Origin of the sequence: Phocaeicola acetigenes (genome assembly GCF_027529745.1) — a bacterium.
GTDB classification, from domain to species: domain Bacteria; phylum Bacteroidota; class Bacteroidia; order Bacteroidales; family Bacteroidaceae; genus Phocaeicola; species Phocaeicola acetigenes.
Map to the genome: position 1 here is coordinate 506,385 of NZ_JAPZVM010000001.1, position 14,903 is coordinate 521,287.

At 40.3% G+C, this 14,903-nt stretch carries 16 protein-coding genes; 10 read left to right on the forward strand and 6 right to left on the reverse strand.

The window, feature by feature from the left end:
- Positions 1–89 precede the first annotated feature (89 nt).
- On the forward strand, positions 90–2,255 hold the full coding sequence (locus O6P32_RS02195) for a tetratricopeptide repeat-containing sensor histidine kinase (RefSeq protein ID WP_269876539.1): 2,166 nt from the start codon (positions 90–92) through the stop codon (positions 2,253–2,255).
- Between the two features lie 72 nt (positions 2,256–2,327).
- Here O6P32_RS02195 and O6P32_RS02200 read toward each other — a convergent pair whose 3' ends face one another.
- The 3 genes from O6P32_RS02200 to O6P32_RS02210 are packed head-to-tail and all read right to left on the reverse strand — an operon-like array spanning position 2,328 to position 5,251.
- Positions 2,328–3,479, reverse strand: a complete 1,152-nt coding sequence (locus O6P32_RS02200; RefSeq protein ID WP_269876540.1) for a cytochrome d ubiquinol oxidase subunit II — start codon at positions 3,477–3,479, stop codon at positions 2,328–2,330.
- Between the two features lie 36 nt (positions 3,480–3,515).
- Positions 3,516–5,012 carry a cytochrome ubiquinol oxidase subunit I gene (locus tag O6P32_RS02205; RefSeq protein ID WP_178265830.1) on the reverse strand — a complete coding sequence of 499 codons (1,497 nt, stop codon included), beginning with the start codon at positions 5,010–5,012 and terminating at the stop codon, positions 3,516–3,518.
- A 17-nt stretch (positions 5,013–5,029) separates the two neighbouring features.
- A complete protein-coding gene (locus tag O6P32_RS02210) occupies positions 5,030–5,251 on the reverse strand; it encodes a DUF4492 domain-containing protein (protein ID WP_178265831.1) in 222 nt (73 codons plus the stop codon).
- Positions 5,252–5,483: 232 nt separating this feature from the next.
- Between O6P32_RS02210 and O6P32_RS02215 the strand changes: the two genes are divergently transcribed.
- The 8 genes from O6P32_RS02215 to yihA all read left to right on the forward strand — a co-directional run bounded on the left by O6P32_RS02215 (position 5,484) and on the right by yihA (position 13,341).
- The gene (locus O6P32_RS02215; RefSeq protein WP_178265832.1) at positions 5,484–6,827 is read left to right on the forward strand and encodes a TolC family protein; all 1,344 of its coding nucleotides are present in this window, start codon (positions 5,484–5,486) and stop codon (positions 6,825–6,827) included.
- 12 nt (positions 6,828–6,839) lie between these two features.
- A complete protein-coding gene (locus O6P32_RS02220) occupies positions 6,840–8,054 on the forward strand; it encodes an efflux RND transporter periplasmic adaptor subunit (RefSeq protein ID WP_269876541.1) in 1,215 nt (404 codons plus the stop codon).
- A gap of 7 nt (positions 8,055–8,061) precedes the next feature.
- Positions 8,062–8,814 carry an ABC transporter ATP-binding protein gene (locus O6P32_RS02225; RefSeq protein ID WP_269876542.1) on the forward strand — a complete coding sequence of 251 codons (753 nt, stop codon included), beginning with the start codon at positions 8,062–8,064 and terminating at the stop codon, positions 8,812–8,814.
- A gap of 29 nt (positions 8,815–8,843) precedes the next feature.
- Positions 8,844–10,064: an ABC transporter permease gene (locus O6P32_RS02230; protein WP_269876543.1), complete on the forward strand. Its 1,221-nt coding sequence runs from the start codon at positions 8,844–8,846 to the stop codon at positions 10,062–10,064.
- A gap of 177 nt (positions 10,065–10,241) precedes the next feature.
- Positions 10,242–11,294 carry a sensor histidine kinase gene (locus tag O6P32_RS02235; protein ID WP_178265836.1) on the forward strand — a complete coding sequence of 351 codons (1,053 nt, stop codon included), beginning with the start codon at positions 10,242–10,244 and terminating at the stop codon, positions 11,292–11,294.
- A 12-nt stretch (positions 11,295–11,306) separates the two neighbouring features.
- Positions 11,307–12,035 (forward strand): LytR/AlgR family response regulator transcription factor, encoded by a 729-nt coding sequence (locus O6P32_RS02240; RefSeq protein WP_269876544.1) that lies wholly within the window; start codon positions 11,307–11,309, stop codon positions 12,033–12,035.
- A gap of 376 nt (positions 12,036–12,411) precedes the next feature.
- Positions 12,412–12,648 (forward strand): YecH family metal-binding protein, encoded by a 237-nt coding sequence (locus tag O6P32_RS02245; protein ID WP_178265838.1) that lies wholly within the window; start codon positions 12,412–12,414, stop codon positions 12,646–12,648.
- A 78-nt stretch (positions 12,649–12,726) separates the two neighbouring features.
- The gene (gene yihA / locus O6P32_RS02250; protein ID WP_178265839.1) at positions 12,727–13,341 is read left to right on the forward strand and encodes a ribosome biogenesis GTP-binding protein YihA/YsxC; all 615 of its coding nucleotides are present in this window, start codon (positions 12,727–12,729) and stop codon (positions 13,339–13,341) included.
- Between the two features lie 20 nt (positions 13,342–13,361).
- Here the strand turns inward: yihA and O6P32_RS02255 are convergent, their stop codons facing one another.
- Both O6P32_RS02255 and O6P32_RS02260 read right to left on the reverse strand, forming a co-directional pair.
- Positions 13,362–13,550, reverse strand: coding sequence for an aspartate-alanine antiporter-like transporter (locus tag O6P32_RS02255; RefSeq protein WP_408636030.1), 189 nt, complete (start codon positions 13,548–13,550; stop codon positions 13,362–13,364).
- A gap of 62 nt (positions 13,551–13,612) precedes the next feature.
- A complete protein-coding gene (locus O6P32_RS02260; protein WP_178265840.1) occupies positions 13,613–13,930 on the reverse strand; it encodes a ParB N-terminal domain-containing protein in 318 nt (105 codons plus the stop codon).
- 343 nt (positions 13,931–14,273) lie between these two features.
- Here O6P32_RS02260 and O6P32_RS02265 point away from each other — a divergent pair, with 343 nt between their 5' ends.
- Complete coding sequence (locus O6P32_RS02265) at positions 14,274–14,405, forward strand: hypothetical protein (RefSeq protein WP_269876545.1); 132 nt, start codon at positions 14,274–14,276, stop codon at positions 14,403–14,405.
- Positions 14,406–14,418: 13 nt separating this feature from the next.
- Here O6P32_RS02265 and ybaK read toward each other — a convergent pair whose 3' ends face one another.
- The gene (gene ybaK / locus O6P32_RS02270) at positions 14,419–14,901 is read right to left on the reverse strand and encodes a Cys-tRNA(Pro) deacylase (RefSeq protein ID WP_178265841.1); all 483 of its coding nucleotides are present in this window, start codon (positions 14,899–14,901) and stop codon (positions 14,419–14,421) included.
- Positions 14,902–14,903 lie beyond the last annotated feature (2 nt).

Genomic DNA, 14,903 nt, shown 5'->3' on the forward strand with positions numbered 1-14,903 from the left:
AATTAATAACAGGAGCAGATTCTTCAATTGCAAATTCGCATAAATATGCTAATTTTGTTTCATACTACTAATGAAGACAGACAACTTATATGAACATCGCTAAATATCTCTTATGCACATGCTGCATAGGTTTGTCTTGCATCCATACAGCTCCGGCACAAAACACCGAAGAACTGTATAGGAAAGCAACAGAAACACAACAGGCAGAGACATGGAACAAGTTGGCCGAATATCTTTATACGGCACGTAAAAACCCCACATTATTGCGTACTGCAACCGAACATGCCAAAAAGCTGGCACAAAAGAACAGGGACTCTATAGAATGGGGGAAAGCTGTAATATACGGTTCTGATTTATTTTACCAGAAAGGAGAATTTCAATCCTATCAGGACGAAAACAGAAGAGCCTTAAAACTACTTCGGAATACTCACGAATACGGTTTGCAAGAAGTTGCCCTGAATAATATTGCAACTTCTTTCGGCGAGCAGGATCAAATTGATTCACTGATTTACTACACACGGAAGGCAATGTTCCTGAACCGTCTCCACAAAGGGAGTAGAGGAAAATGGGGAGAAGAATGTCAGAATATGGCATATGCATACAGTGTATATGGAATAGCCGACTCCGCCTATCATTATACAAAGGAAACAATAGAAGCCTCAATCGAAGCCAAAGATACATTACGCCTGCTCGATGCTTATAGCCAGATGGCGGTATTTTATATCAAGAAGAAACAATATCCCGATGCTCTGAATTATTTTACCAAAGCTTTGGATATCTATGAACTGGTAGAGAATAAACACAACCGTCTTTATGTATATACGAATCTGGCCGCCATGTATCATAAATGGGGAAAGAAAACGGCTGCCATTAAATTTGCAAGACATGCACTGAAAGATGCGGAAGGTACAGCCGAGAAAGCGACATATGGCAAACTGCTCTGCAATTTAGGACTTTATCTGCATGCAGCCGGAATGTTCAGGGAATCGGCTGATACATTAAGAATGGCTCTTCCACTTGTCAGCGAATCGTTCCATTATCAAGGTAGTCTTTGCCAGACTTTGGCAAGCGATTATGATATGCTGGGTATGCCCGACTCTTGTGAATACTACCTGAACAAAGTAGATAGTCTGGCAGAAACTCACCAGTTTGTACGGGGAGAATTGTTTTATGCGTCTAAAGTTGCCCTGCTGATGCATAGAAAAAATTACAGGGAAGCAGCTTTTTATGCCCAACGCTTTGTAAAACTGGATGAGCAAAAGGAGTTGACAGAAAGTTCTCCTTACATATACAACATGATATCGCTGGCACTGGAAAAAGGTACAGAAGATTATCAGACTGCACTGAAATACAAGAAGAAAGCTGCCAGCATGCAGGACTCTTTGTACCAGGAGAAGGCAAACATACAGATGAACGAATTCTATGCACGCTACCAGACTACTGAAAAAGAACTGGAAATAGCCTCAATGAGACTGGCCAGACAAAAATGGATACTGGCTATAGTAGGAAGTGCATTGATGATTATTATACTGTGTATGATTACTCTTTACCAGCGCATGAAACGAATCCGGAAAGAAAAGGAAGCGGCAGATCTGCATATCCGTATCCAACAGAAAGAACAGGAACTGGAGAAAACGGAAAAAGAAATGCACTCGCATGTGATTGACTCTTATTTTAAAGGAATTGAAGCGGAACGGGAACGACTGGCTAAAGAACTGCATAACAATGTGGCCAATGAACTGTTGGGAATAAGTATGCTTATGAAACTACAGCCAGACAAAAGCGAAGAGGCAATACAACAATTACAGAAACTTCAAAAAGAAGTACGAACCATTTCGCACGACTTGATGCCTCCCATATTCAGACAAGTTACACTGACAGAGATTTTAAAAGCGCACATCTACAACCTCAACGTAAGAGGAAACTGTAATTTCGAACTAATACTGACGAATGAACAGGAGCTAAATAAAGTCACGGAAAAAATATCACTTGTAGTTTACAGAATGGTACAGGAACTTTCCGGAAACATCATTAAATATGCATCGGCTTCTGCAGCTACGATTGAGCTAGAAGCAGGCCAAACGCACATAAAATTGAAGATAAGTGACAATGGTAAAGGGTTCGATCCGCAGAAAAAGAGAAAAGGAGTAGGACTTCAATTGGTCAAAAAACGAATTGATGAACTGAAAGGAACTTTCCTCTTAGATACTGCAACAGGAGAAGGATGCAGAATCACAATCACATTTCCTTTATAAAAAGAATCCGGATTCCAGTTTGTTTCAAACCGTGGAATCCGGATTCTTTCATAAAACAGCTTTAAGTATTTCTTAATAAGAATGGTCGTCTTCTTTCAATTCTTCGGAAGTAATCGGCTTCCTATCGATGGCACGCCATGCATATACGATATATGCAAGGACAAAAGGAACGAGAATAGAAACATAGGCCATCACATGCAAAGTAAACTGACTGGAACAGCTGTTTGCCAATGTCAACGAGCTCTGCATATCGGCTGTAGAAGGATAATAAGCCGTATTGTTATATCCTACAACCAGCAATAAGGCAAGTACTGTAAATACGGTGCCTATTCCTGCAGCCCAAATTCCCTTGGTATACGAAGTACAGAAAATGCTTTTCACCAGGCCATACAAGACTCCTGCAACTCCCACTAAAAACAGAACAAGCAGATAAGGCATAGCCAGCAAATTATGGAAATATTTGAAAGGTTCCATCACTATCTCCTGCGTTTCTGGATTTACAGCAAAACCATCTTTAAGCAAAGTGCGTATTACAAAAGCAAGGAAAAAGAAGAGAAAAGGAACAGCATCGGTTATGAGTTGCCGACGGCAACGGGCAATCAATGCCTCACAGCGAATATTATTGATAAAATAGAGATTTCCTAACAGACGGGCAAGGAAGAAAACAGCAAATCCCAGCACAATATTCCACGGATCGGTAAAAGCATCCAGACCATGCCATCCATTCGCCCAACGGCTAATTACCGGCATCATCTCATCAGTCATATTTCCTTTATCGATAATAAAATTAGAGCCGTTGAAGAAAGTAGCAACTGCAGCTCCCAGCAATATTGGTCCTACAATACCATTGATAACTAAAAAATACTGATAAGTCCGTTTGCCTAAGAGGTTGCCTAACTTTGACTGGAATTCATAAGATACTGCCTGTAATACAAAACTAAAAAGGATAATCATCCACAACCAATAGGCTCCTCCGAAACTTGTACTATAGAACAATGGGAAAGAAGCAAAAAAAGCTCCTCCAAAAGTAACCAGTGTAGTAAATGTAAACTCCCATTTACGACCGGTAGAATTAATCATCAGTGTACGTTCTTCCTCTGTATGAGTTAAACGGAACAGCAGAGAATTACCTCCCTGAACAAATAATAAAAATACCAGCAACGCACCCAGCAGGGACACTAAAAACCACCAGTAATGCTGTAGAAAAATATAGGTTGAATCCATAATCTTATATCAAATAATAAATAAACAATGATGAATTTATGCTTCCTCAGGTCCTTTTTTTATTGCTTTCAGCATGATATTTATTTCGGCAATAAGCAGAACCGTAAACATCACAAGGAAAATAAAGAATGTAGTCTGCACCGAACCTGTTTCCAGTTTTGATATAGCGGCATTTACCGGAAGCATATCCTGAATAGCCCATGGCTGACGGCCTACTTCTGCTACAATCCATCCTGCCTGACTGGCCAAATAAGCAAACGGAAGGCTCCAAAGAGAAATCCAGTGCAACCATCTTAACTGAGACAGTTTATGTTTCCATGCAACAATCAGAATCAAAGCAAACAGGCCTATAAAATAGACTCCAAAGCCTACCATCACTCTAAAAGACCAGAATGACAGCCACACATTTGGAACCAGTGTATTCGGATCTTTAATATATCCATAGCCAAAATATTTCATGTTTTTATCCAGGACCTTACGGGCTTCCTGCATTTGAGCATTATCCCCCTCCTGTTTGGCCTTCCGATAATTGCCTAATGCCGTAATAGCCTTTTGCCCACGCTTAATTTTTTCCTCTACAGACAGCGCTTTCTCTCCATTGGGTTGTGTATATCCTCCTTGCAACAAATCATTGATACCGGGAACAAAACCATCTGTATCATGAGTAGCAAGTAAAGACAACATACCGGGAATTTTAAGACTTCCTACAACAGTAAGCGGTTCGTGTGAACCACCCTCATATAATCCCTCCATTGCAGCCAGTTTCATCGGTTGCAACTGAGCTACCTGATAAGCCGATTTATCGCCAGTAAAGGCTGTAACAAGTGATGCAAACAGACCTACTCCTGCTGCTATCTTAATACTTGCCAAAGCAAACTCTTTCTCTCTCTTACGCAATAAGAACCAAGCACTGACAGCAATCACGAAAACTGCTCCTACCATCCAACTGCTCAATACAGTATGCAAAAACTTCATTACCGCTACCGGTGAAAAGGCTACAGCTGCAAAATTCACCATTTCATTACGTACGGTTTCAGGATTGAACTCCATCCCTACCGGATACTGCATCCACGAATTGGCTACCAAAATCCACCAGGCAGAAAAAGTCGCTCCTATACCTGTCAGCCAAGTAGAAGCCAAATGAAAACGTTTACTTACTTTATTCCATCCGAAGAACATGACGGCAATAAAAGTAGCCTCCATAAAAAAGGCTACAATACCTTCAATAGCCAAGGGAGCTCCAAATATATCTCCTACAAACCAGGAATAATTACTCCAGTTGGTACCAAACTGAAACTCCAGAATGAGTCCTGTAGCCACACCAATAGCAAAATTAATACCAAACAGTTTCATCCAAAATTTTGCAGTTCGCTTCCAAAATTCATTATCGGTAATGAAATACAATGTTTCCATAATACCCATTATCACTGCTAATCCCAATGTAAGTGGTACAAACAACCAATGATACATTGCTGTCAAAGCAAACTGGGCTCTCGACCAGTCAATCATCGAGGTATCAATACTTTCTAACATAAATTTATTTATTAAGGTTAATAATCTATTGCACGTTCTATCAATTCAGTTCCTACATAGTTTTGCTTTTCTTTTTCGGTCTTTCCTCCCAGAAAAGAGGGAAAGAAAAACAATTTAAGGACAAAGAACATTATAAAAAGTTTTATGAGGATAATCATCCACAATGTCTTGCCCAATGTCATCTGGGAAAAACCATCTCTATAAAACTTCCAGATATTAATTATATTCTTTTTAATCATATTCTATTTTTACAATTATTACAAAGTAAAGTCTTTTATCGATAAAAAACAAAGATTCATCCTCGTAAATTGCCCGAGAAGCTACTTTATTTTTATGTAAAAATTGCAGTTTCTACCTTTGTATCAGTAAAAATAAACGACAGTCCTTTCCATGATAGCAATATACAGATGATAGGACAAAAAAGAATTTATACAAAACATGTATAAACAACAGATGCAAATAAATAAAGTAATGAAACAAAAAACTTTCTTTTTAGTCTGGCTCTTCTCTGCCGCTACGCCCCTTTTTGCTCAAGAGCAAAAAACATGGACATTAAACGACTGCTTGGAATATGCACTTGAAAAAAATATCCAATTGCAGCAGAATATACTGACGATGCAGGAAACTGAGATTGATGTAAAGAAAGCAAAAGCTGAACTCTTTCCCAGCCTTTCATTTACCACTGGTCATAATCTGATCAACCGGCCATATCAAGAAAACAGCAACACGGTAAGTGGAACAGAAATCATCAGTAGTGACAACAAAAATACATATAACGGTAATTATAGCTTAAACGCACAATGGACTTTGTGGAATGGCGGTAAGCGATTGAATAACATCAAACAACAAAAGACCAATTTGAAAATAGCAGAACTGAGCATCGCTGAAACAGAGAATATGCTGCAAGAAGAGATTGCCAAACTGTTTATTCAGATTCTTTATGCCGATGAATCCGTAGCCATTAACAAAAACACATTGGAAGTAAGCGAAGCTACTTATGCCCGCGGAAAAGAGCTTTTTACGGAAGGTAGTATTTCAAAAGCTGATTTAGCCCAACTGGAGGCTCAAATAAGCAACGACAAATATCAAGTTGTTTATGCCGAAAGTTCCTTACGTAACTACAAGCTACAATTGAAACAGTTGTTGGAACTGGAAGGAACAGAGGAGATGAATTTGGCTTTACCCAAAGTAAATGAAGAACAAGTCGTCCGCCTCCTTCCGGCTCAAGAAGACGTATATCAGACAGCCTTAAGCACACGTCCGGAAATCCAAAGCAGCAAATACAGCATTGAAAATGCCAAACTGAATATTGCCAGTGCTAAATCCGGATACATGCCTACCATCAGTTTATCGGCTTCGACCTCCAGTACAACCAATAGTGCCAGTACCAATAACTGGGCACAACAAATGAAGTACGGATGGAACAACATGATAGGAATCAATTTGAGTATTCCCATTTTCGACAACCGACAAAATAAAAGTAATTTACAAAAGGCACGTATACAATATAGCAACAGTCAGCTGGAGTTGACAAACAAACAAAAAGAATTGTACAGCACAATCCAGAGTCTTTGGCTGGATGCACTCAACGCACAACAGCAATACCTTGCAGCAAATGACAAGCTGAAGAGTTGTACGACAAGTTTCGACATGGTCAACGAACAGTTTACCCTGGGAATGAAAAATACAGTAGAATTGCTTACAGAAAAGAATAATTTGCTTAGTGCACAGCAACAACAGGTACAAGCCAAATACATGGCCATACTAAATCGTACATTGCTGAACTTTTATGCGGGACAAAAAATTGAATTATAAGAAAACGGTCATATGAAAAATAAAAAAATTATTATTACTACAGTTGCCGGAGTCGTTGTAATTGGAGGTTTCTGGCTTTTCAGTGGTTCAAAAGCACAGACTAAAATTGAGTTTGCTACCCAACAGGTACAAAGACAAAACATCAGTAATTCAATTACGGCAACAGGAACCATAGAACCTGTAACAGAGGTCGAAGTGGGAACTCAGGTATCGGGTATCATAGACAAAATCTATGTCGACTATAACTCGGTAGTAAAGGAAGGAGAAGTAATCGCCGAAATGGATAAGGTCACTTTATTAAGTGACTTGCAATCTGCTCAGGCCACTTACGATGGAGCAAAAGCCGAATACGATTATCAGAAGAAGCTATACGAACGAAACGAAAAATTACATCAAAAACAATTGATAAGTGATACAGACTACGAACAATCTGTATATAACTATCAACGGGCACGCAGTACATACGAACAAACAAAGGCTGCTTTGGCTAAGGCAGAACGAAACCTTTCGTACGCTACCATTACCTCCCCTATCAATGGAATTGTAACCAGTAAAGATGTAGAAGAAGGACAGACCGTAGCTTCAGGCTTCGAGACTCCGACACTATTTAACATCGCAGCAGACTTAACTAAAATGCAAGTTGTAGCCGATGTAGACGAGGCAGATATTGCAGGAGTAAAAGACAGTGCACGAGTTACCTTCACAGTAGATGCTTATCCTGATGACGTATTTGAAGGAAAGGTAGCTCAGATCCGATTAGGAAGTACAAACAGCAGCAGTACGAGCAGCACAAGCAGCACAAGTGAAACCGTAGTCACTTATGAAGTTGTTATTACTGCCGACAATCCTGATTTGAAACTTAAGCCACGTCTGACAGCCAATGTCACCATCTACACAGACGAACGCAACAATGTACTTTCCGTTCCCAACAAAGCATTACGCTTTGCCCCTAGTAAAGAACTGGCAGGCGGACGTGCCATCCAGAACTGCGAAGGAGAACATAAAGTATGGACATTGGAAAACAATACATTCATTGCACATCCTGTGAAAACCGGACTCTCTGACGGAAGCAATACAGAAATCCTTGGCGGTATTTCGGAAGGAACTCCTGTCATTACAGAAACAATCGTAAAAGGCAGTGAACCGACCCTGGGAGAAAGCAGTCCACAAGGAGAAAGAAGTCCATTTATGCCTGGACCACCGGATAAGGACAAAAAGAAAAAATAATCTGATTATGGATAATAGAAAAGTCATTATCGAACTACAGAATATCAAACGAAACTTTCAGGTAGGAGATGAAACTGTCCATGCCTTGCGAGGAGTTTCATTTACCATACATGAAGGGGAGTTTGTAACGATTATGGGTACCTCTGGATCTGGAAAATCCACCTTGCTGAATACATTAGGATGTCTGGATACGCCCACCAGTGGCGAGTACTTACTCGATGGAGTTTCTGTACGTACCATGGGTAAACCTCAAAGAGCAATACTCCGTAACCGGAAGATTGGATTTGTATTTCAGAATTACAACCTGCTTCCAAAAACAACGGCTGTAGAAAATGTAGAATTGCCTTTAATGTACAACTCTTCTGTAAGTGCAGCAGAACGCCGGCGCAGAGCCATCGAATCATTGATAGCTGTAGGATTGGGCGACCGGTTGGAACACAAGTCCAACCAGATGTCAGGTGGACAAATGCAGCGTGTAGCCATAGCCCGGGCATTGGTCAACAATCCCGCAGTGATTCTGGCTGATGAAGCTACAGGAAACCTCGACACACGTACTTCATTCGAAATATTGGTTCTGTTTCAGAAACTACATGCCGAAGGACGTACAATCATCTTCGTTACCCATAATCCGGAATTGTCACAATACAGTAGCCGAAACATCCGGTTGCGCGACGGTCATGTCATCGAAGATATAGAAAACAAACATATTCTATCGGCTGCTGAAGCATTGGCTGCACTGCCAACCAATGACGAAGATTAAGTGATAGAACCTGATAAAAGAAATAAAAAATGAACGGTACAAACCTTTTAAAAATAGCATTCCGAGCCTTGGCCAACAACAAACTCAGGGCTTTCCTTACCATGCTGGGAATCATCATCGGAGTGGCTTCGGTCATTACCATGCTTGCCATAGGCCAAGGGTCCAAACGAAGCATACAGCAGCAAATCTCAGAAATGGGATCGAATATGATTATGATTCATCCGGGAGCGGAAATGCGTGGAGGTGTTCGCCAAGACCCCTCTTCCATGCAAACTTTAAAGTTGGAAAATTATGAAACATTGGTCAACGAGTCCATGTATCTTTCTGCCATCAGTCCGAATGTTTCTTCATCGGGACAGCTTATAGCAGGAGCCAATAACTATCCTTCTTCTGTCAGTGGTGTAAGTATCGGTTATTTGCAAATACGCCAGCTTAAAATAGAACAAGGAGAGATGTTTACAGAAAACGACATCCGTACCGCAGCCAAAGTCTGTGTTATCGGTAAAACCATTGTCGACAATCTGTTTCCCGATGGTATAGACCCGATTGGTAAAATAATCCGCTGCAACAAGATTCCTCTCCGGGTAATCGGTGTATTGGAATCGAAAGGATACAACTCCATGGGTATGGACCAGGATGATGTAGTACTTGCTCCTTATACTACTGTGATGAAAAGACTTCTGGCACAGACTTACCTGAGCGGAATCTTTGCATCGGCTCTGACTGAGGAGATGACCGATGAAGCCGTAGACGAAATAACAAGTATCCTCCGCAGAGAACATAAGCTGAAAACTACCGACAGTGATGATTTCACCATCCGTACCCAACAAGAACTCAGTTCAATGCTGAATACAACAACCGACTTGATGACTACACTACTGGCATGCATTGCCGGTATATCATTAATAGTAGGTGGTATCGGTATTATGAATATCATGTATGTATCAGTCACCGAACGTACAAGAGAAATAGGTCTCCGTATGTCTGTAGGAGCAAGAGGTATAGACATCTTGTCGCAATTCCTTATAGAATCCATCCTCATCAGTATCACGGGAGGTATCATAGGAGTACTTCTTGGATGCGGAGCCAGCGCAATCGTAAAAAACGTAGCTCATTGGCCAGTCTTTATCCAGCCTTGGAGTGTGCTGCTTTCTTTCGCAGTCTGCACTTTCACAGGTGTTTTCTTCGGCTGGTATCCTGCCAAAAAAGCAGCCGATCTTGACCCGATAGAGGCCTTGCGCTACGAATAAGATATTTAACGAAACGGGCTTGGGAAAGTCTGTTATAACAACTTTGTTCTTCATAACTTTGGTTTCCTGTCCGGCTGTACGGAACACTCTTTTCCAAGTTTCACACTATTCCGTTCCAAGCAGCCGGACTTTCTCCAAAAAACACGTATCTTTGTTCCTAAAGCTTATTACTCACACATGAAACCTATAAACGAAAGAAAACACCGTCCTCTGGAATTGCTTATCCACATCATCTGCTGGGGCATGTTCTACGTTTTCCCACTTTTTTTAGTACAACGGAATAACGGTTTTATAGACTGGCATGTCTTTATGATCCACTCGATGGTACCGACTTCCCTATTTCTGATTTTTTATATCAACTATCTGGTTCTGATTCCTCAAATCCTTTTTCGGGAACGCACAAAAGAATTTCTTATAATCAACTTTATCATCATTGTAGCGCTCACCTTTATCTTACGATACTGGAACAATCTGCATTTTCCTCCCCCCATGGATATGAGGCGTCCGGCTCCTCCACAATACACATTTTATATGCGTGATATGGCCAGTCTTATCTTTGCAGCCGGATTAAGTGTGGCCATCCGTATGAGTATGCGCTGGAGTGAATCCGAGGCAGCACGGCAAGAAGCAATAAAAAGCCGTACCGAAGCAGAACTGAAAAATCTGCGTAACCAGCTCAATCCTCATTTTCTACTCAACACATTAAACAATATCTATGCACTTATCTCCTTTGATACAGAAAAAGCACAGCAGGCTGTACAGGAATTAAGTAAATTGTTACGCTATGTACTCTACGACAATCAGCAGATGTATGTACCTCTACATAAGGAAGTAGACTTTATACGCAATTATATCGAACTGATGCGTATCCGGGTATCAACGCTTGTCAATATACAAACGGAGTTTCAGATAAAGCCCAACAGCTCTACCCCTATTGCGCCCTTAATTTTTATTTCACTCATAGAAAATGCATTCAAACACGGCATTTCTCCTACCGAGCCCAGCTTTATTCACATCACGCTATCGGAAGACAATGACCACATTTGCTGCATGATACGAAACAGCAACCATCCCAAGGCAGAAACTGATAAAAGCGGATCTGGAATAGGACTTGAACAAGTCAGAAAACGACTGGAACTAATTTATCCGAATGCTTATGAATGGATTCAGAAATTATCGGATGACAAAAAAGAATATTTATCGGTAATCACTATAAAACTAACACACTAATTTCTCCTTTTTATGACTACATTACGATGTGCAATAGTAGATGACGAACCTCTGGCTTTAGGACTTTTGGAAAGCTATGTAAAGAAAACCTCATTTCTGACTTTAGAAGGAAGTTATTCCAGTGCCATACAAGCCATGAAATATCTTCCCGAAAAACCTGTAGATTTACTCTTCCTCGATATACAGATGCCGGAACTGAACGGACTGGATTTTTCTCACATGGTTCCCCCGACTACCCGCATCGTATTCACTACGGCTTTCGAACAATATGCACTCGACGGATACAGAGTAAATGCATTAGACTATTTACTGAAACCCATCAGTTACACAGACTTTATGCAGGCTGTCAATAAAGCTGTACAATGGTTTGAAATGGCGCAACACAACAATACCCCGGCACCCGCCTCAAAAGAGGAAATCAACTTTATTTATGTAAAGAGTGATTATAAACTGGTCCAGATAGAACTGAGCAAGATACTCTATATAGAAGGCTTGAAAGACTATATCAAAATCTATCTGGAAGGAGAAGCACGCCCTATATTGTCTTTAATCAGTATGCGGGCCATAGAAGAAAAACTTCCGTCCAGCCGGTTTATCCGTGTACACCGTTCTTTTATCGTACAAAAACAGAAAATCAAGCTAATCGATAAAGGAAGGATTATTTTCGGAAAAGAATATATTCCTATCTCAGACAGTTATAAGCAGGAGCTTCAAAATTATGTTAACGAACATACTATTTAAATATTTAATAACTAAAAAACACAGTTTGGAAATAAAATTGAAACTTTTTTTACGGTTTTTTTGGTACATTAAAATATATCATCTATATTTGTAAAGTATATTTATGAAAAATGGAAGTTGTGAAACTTCCTCTTTTAAAATAGTTTAGTTAAGTCTAGTTTAGTTTTTGTGTTGTGATACTCCTGTTAATAGCGATTAACGGGAGTATCTTTTTTTATTAACACTATTTTCATAAATATGTTATTTTTATTCAAGACAACAACTTCAGTACTTAAAAGAGTGCCTACATACAACCGTCGCAAATATTCCCATACTAATCTTTATGAACCAACTCCATTTTATATTGTTATACCTACAAACTTTTAATTGATAAATGATGGAACAATTACATGCACACGAGGTCCTTCACATGATGGAAGGAAACAGCTACTCTGAAGCCAGCTTAAAAGAAGCTATTATCCGCAAGTTTGGAGCGGAACAGCGTTTTTATACTTGTTCTGCCAGCGACATGAACGCTGAAGAACTGATTGTCTTTCTGAAGCAGAAAGGTAAATTCATGCCTACAGAAACCGGATTTACAGTCGATATTACCAAGAAATGCGACCACAAATAACTTGTGTCTTCCATACATTCCAATAAAATCAGTTTTATTTCGTAACTTTGGCGCAGTATTATAAAAACAGAACTCATCATGGAAATAACCAGTGCCGAATTTAAAATTAGCAGTTCACGGGCTGACATGTGTCCACAGGGGAACTTACCGGAGTACGCATTCATAGGACGTTCGAATGTAGGAAAGTCAAGCCTCATCAATATGCTGACAAAGCGTCCTAAACTGGCAATGACCTCGTCTACCCCAGGAAAAACTTTGCTGATTAATCATTTCTTAATCAACAAAGAATGGTATCTGGTAGACCTGCCGGGATATGGATATGCCCAGCGTGGTAAAAAAATGATGGAGAAGATTCAGAAACTGATAGAATATTATGTGCTGGAGCGTGAACAGATGACTTGTCTGTTTGTATTGCTGGACAGCCGTCTGGAACCACAGAAAATAGACCTTGAGTTTATGGAATGGCTAGGAGAAAACGGAGTTCCGTTTGCTATTATCTTTACAAAAGCCGACAAGCAGAGTATAGCAAAAACGCGTTCCAACGTCAACCGCTATCTCAATAAGCTAAAAGAACAATGGGAAGAATTGCCTCCTCATTTCGTATCTTCGTCGGAAAACAAAACCGGACGCAAGGAGATATTAGATTATATCGACAGCATCAATCAGTCTATACACAACACCGAATCAATGTAACCGCATCTGGCAACAGACACTTAGGGGTATTCAGTAAATACCCCTACTATAGCATAAACTACTCCCGGGATACTGCTGTCAGTTATTGAATCGGCAGCTGCCAATCCCGGGGTATTAGTCAACGATCCTGCTATCTGTTCCACCAGACCAGGCGTATCAATATCAAACAAATATTTCAGCCCTGCTCCGGTCAGACAGACCGAAGCCACAATCAGACAATCTTCCTATATTTCTTTGACATATTCACACCTTCGGAACTTGTTTTCAAAATCTAGGCACCCGGACGTTTACCTTCCCTGCGTTCCTGTTCCACATGGTCAAGCATAGCCTTTATCTTGCCACAAAACGAATGAATCGAATCTATTTTCTCGGAAGTAACCCAAACGCTGTCCCGCTGTATCAGGCTATTAATCTTTCCAACAGCATAATTATCGGCTATAGAATCAACCAACTCACGATACTCTTCCTTGGACATCCAACAGGATTTCCATTCGTCAGCTTCATGCGCCTGAGAGAAACTCCATGCGTTACCCATCATCGACAAAGCACAAAATCCTAAACAACAAGTCAAAAGCAAGTTCTTTTTCATATTATAAAGTTTTTTAGTTTTCATTCTGCTATAATATCACATTGTGCAGTTCCTCCGTGATATAACAGTGTTTTCCTTTGCCTATCCAAGTGCCACTCTCTTCCGTAGCATATAGTCCTAAGAGTCACTTTACCAAAATACAATATTTTTTTATAAATCACAACTTTTTCAAAAAATAACCTTCCTTCATTCCACATTTTTCCTATTCCCTATCATACACAACAAAGTGCAGGGAAAAGAGAATTATCTACATCACATATTAAAGACTTTTTCCAAGAGCAAGCACATATAGAAAAATCCTCTTCTCACGATTGAAGATAATACGTGAGAAGAGGATTTCTTTATGGATAGCATCCGGATACAGAAACAATCTTTATCCGACGACGTCGAATATAAAGCCGACGACGCTGTTTTTATAGCCGACAACGCTGGCTGCAAAGCCAACGACGAGGATTATACCACACTGCCTGTATGACACCGGAATGATTTTAGAACAACATACAAACTTCGGCTTTGCTCACTTTAATCAAGTCGGCCGGTGCAATCTTTACCTGTAATCCGCGTACACCTGCACTGACATAGATAAAGGGAAAGTCCTGACAGGTTGCATGGATATAAGTAGGAAAATGCTTCTTCATCCCGATAGGAGAACATCCGCCACGAATATACCCCGTAATAGGGAGCAGTTCTTTCATAGGAATCAAATCGCACTTCTTGTTGCCCGATACTTTGGCGGCCATCTTCAAATCGATTTCATGCTCTCCGGGAATCACACATACAAAATATCCCGATTTATCGCCATGCAAGACCAGTGTCTTGAATACCTGTTCTATGTTCTCGCCCAAAGTAGCCGCCACGTGAATACAACTCAAGTCATTCTCGTCTACTTCATAGGGTACCAGCTCGTAAGCAATTTTATCTTTATCCAACAAACGGGCTGCATTTGTCTTTGCTATTTTTTCTTTTGCCATAA

Bases quoted from the DNA above. Each gene is read 5' to 3' on its own strand.
- O6P32_RS02195 (WP_269876539.1), top strand. From the start codon at position 90: ATGAACATCGCTAAATATCTCTTATGCACATGCTGCATAGGTTTGTCT.
- O6P32_RS02200 (WP_269876540.1), bottom strand. From the start codon at position 3,479: ATGGATTCAACCTATATTTTTCTACAGCATTACTGGTGGTTTTTAGTG.
- O6P32_RS02205 (WP_178265830.1), bottom strand. From the start codon at position 5,012: ATGTTAGAAAGTATTGATACCTCGATGATTGACTGGTCGAGAGCCCAG.
- O6P32_RS02210 (WP_178265831.1), bottom strand. From the start codon at position 5,251: ATGATTAAAAAGAATATAATTAATATCTGGAAGTTTTATAGAGATGGT.
- O6P32_RS02215 (WP_178265832.1), top strand. From the start codon at position 5,484: ATGAAACAAAAAACTTTCTTTTTAGTCTGGCTCTTCTCTGCCGCTACG.
- O6P32_RS02220 (WP_269876541.1), top strand. From the start codon at position 6,840: ATGAAAAATAAAAAAATTATTATTACTACAGTTGCCGGAGTCGTTGTA.
- O6P32_RS02225 (WP_269876542.1), top strand. From the start codon at position 8,062: ATGGATAATAGAAAAGTCATTATCGAACTACAGAATATCAAACGAAAC.
- O6P32_RS02230 (WP_269876543.1), top strand. From the start codon at position 8,844: ATGAACGGTACAAACCTTTTAAAAATAGCATTCCGAGCCTTGGCCAAC.
- O6P32_RS02235 (WP_178265836.1), top strand. From the start codon at position 10,242: ATGAAACCTATAAACGAAAGAAAACACCGTCCTCTGGAATTGCTTATC.
- O6P32_RS02240 (WP_269876544.1), top strand. From the start codon at position 11,307: ATGACTACATTACGATGTGCAATAGTAGATGACGAACCTCTGGCTTTA.
- O6P32_RS02245 (WP_178265838.1), top strand. From the start codon at position 12,412: ATGGAACAATTACATGCACACGAGGTCCTTCACATGATGGAAGGAAAC.
- yihA (WP_178265839.1), top strand. From the start codon at position 12,727: ATGGAAATAACCAGTGCCGAATTTAAAATTAGCAGTTCACGGGCTGAC.
- O6P32_RS02260 (WP_178265840.1), bottom strand. From the start codon at position 13,930: ATGAAAAAGAACTTGCTTTTGACTTGTTGTTTAGGATTTTGTGCTTTG.
- O6P32_RS02265 (WP_269876545.1), top strand. From the start codon at position 14,274: ATGGATAGCATCCGGATACAGAAACAATCTTTATCCGACGACGTCGAA.
- ybaK (WP_178265841.1), bottom strand. From the start codon at position 14,901: ATGGCAAAAGAAAAAATAGCAAAGACAAATGCAGCCCGTTTGTTGGAT.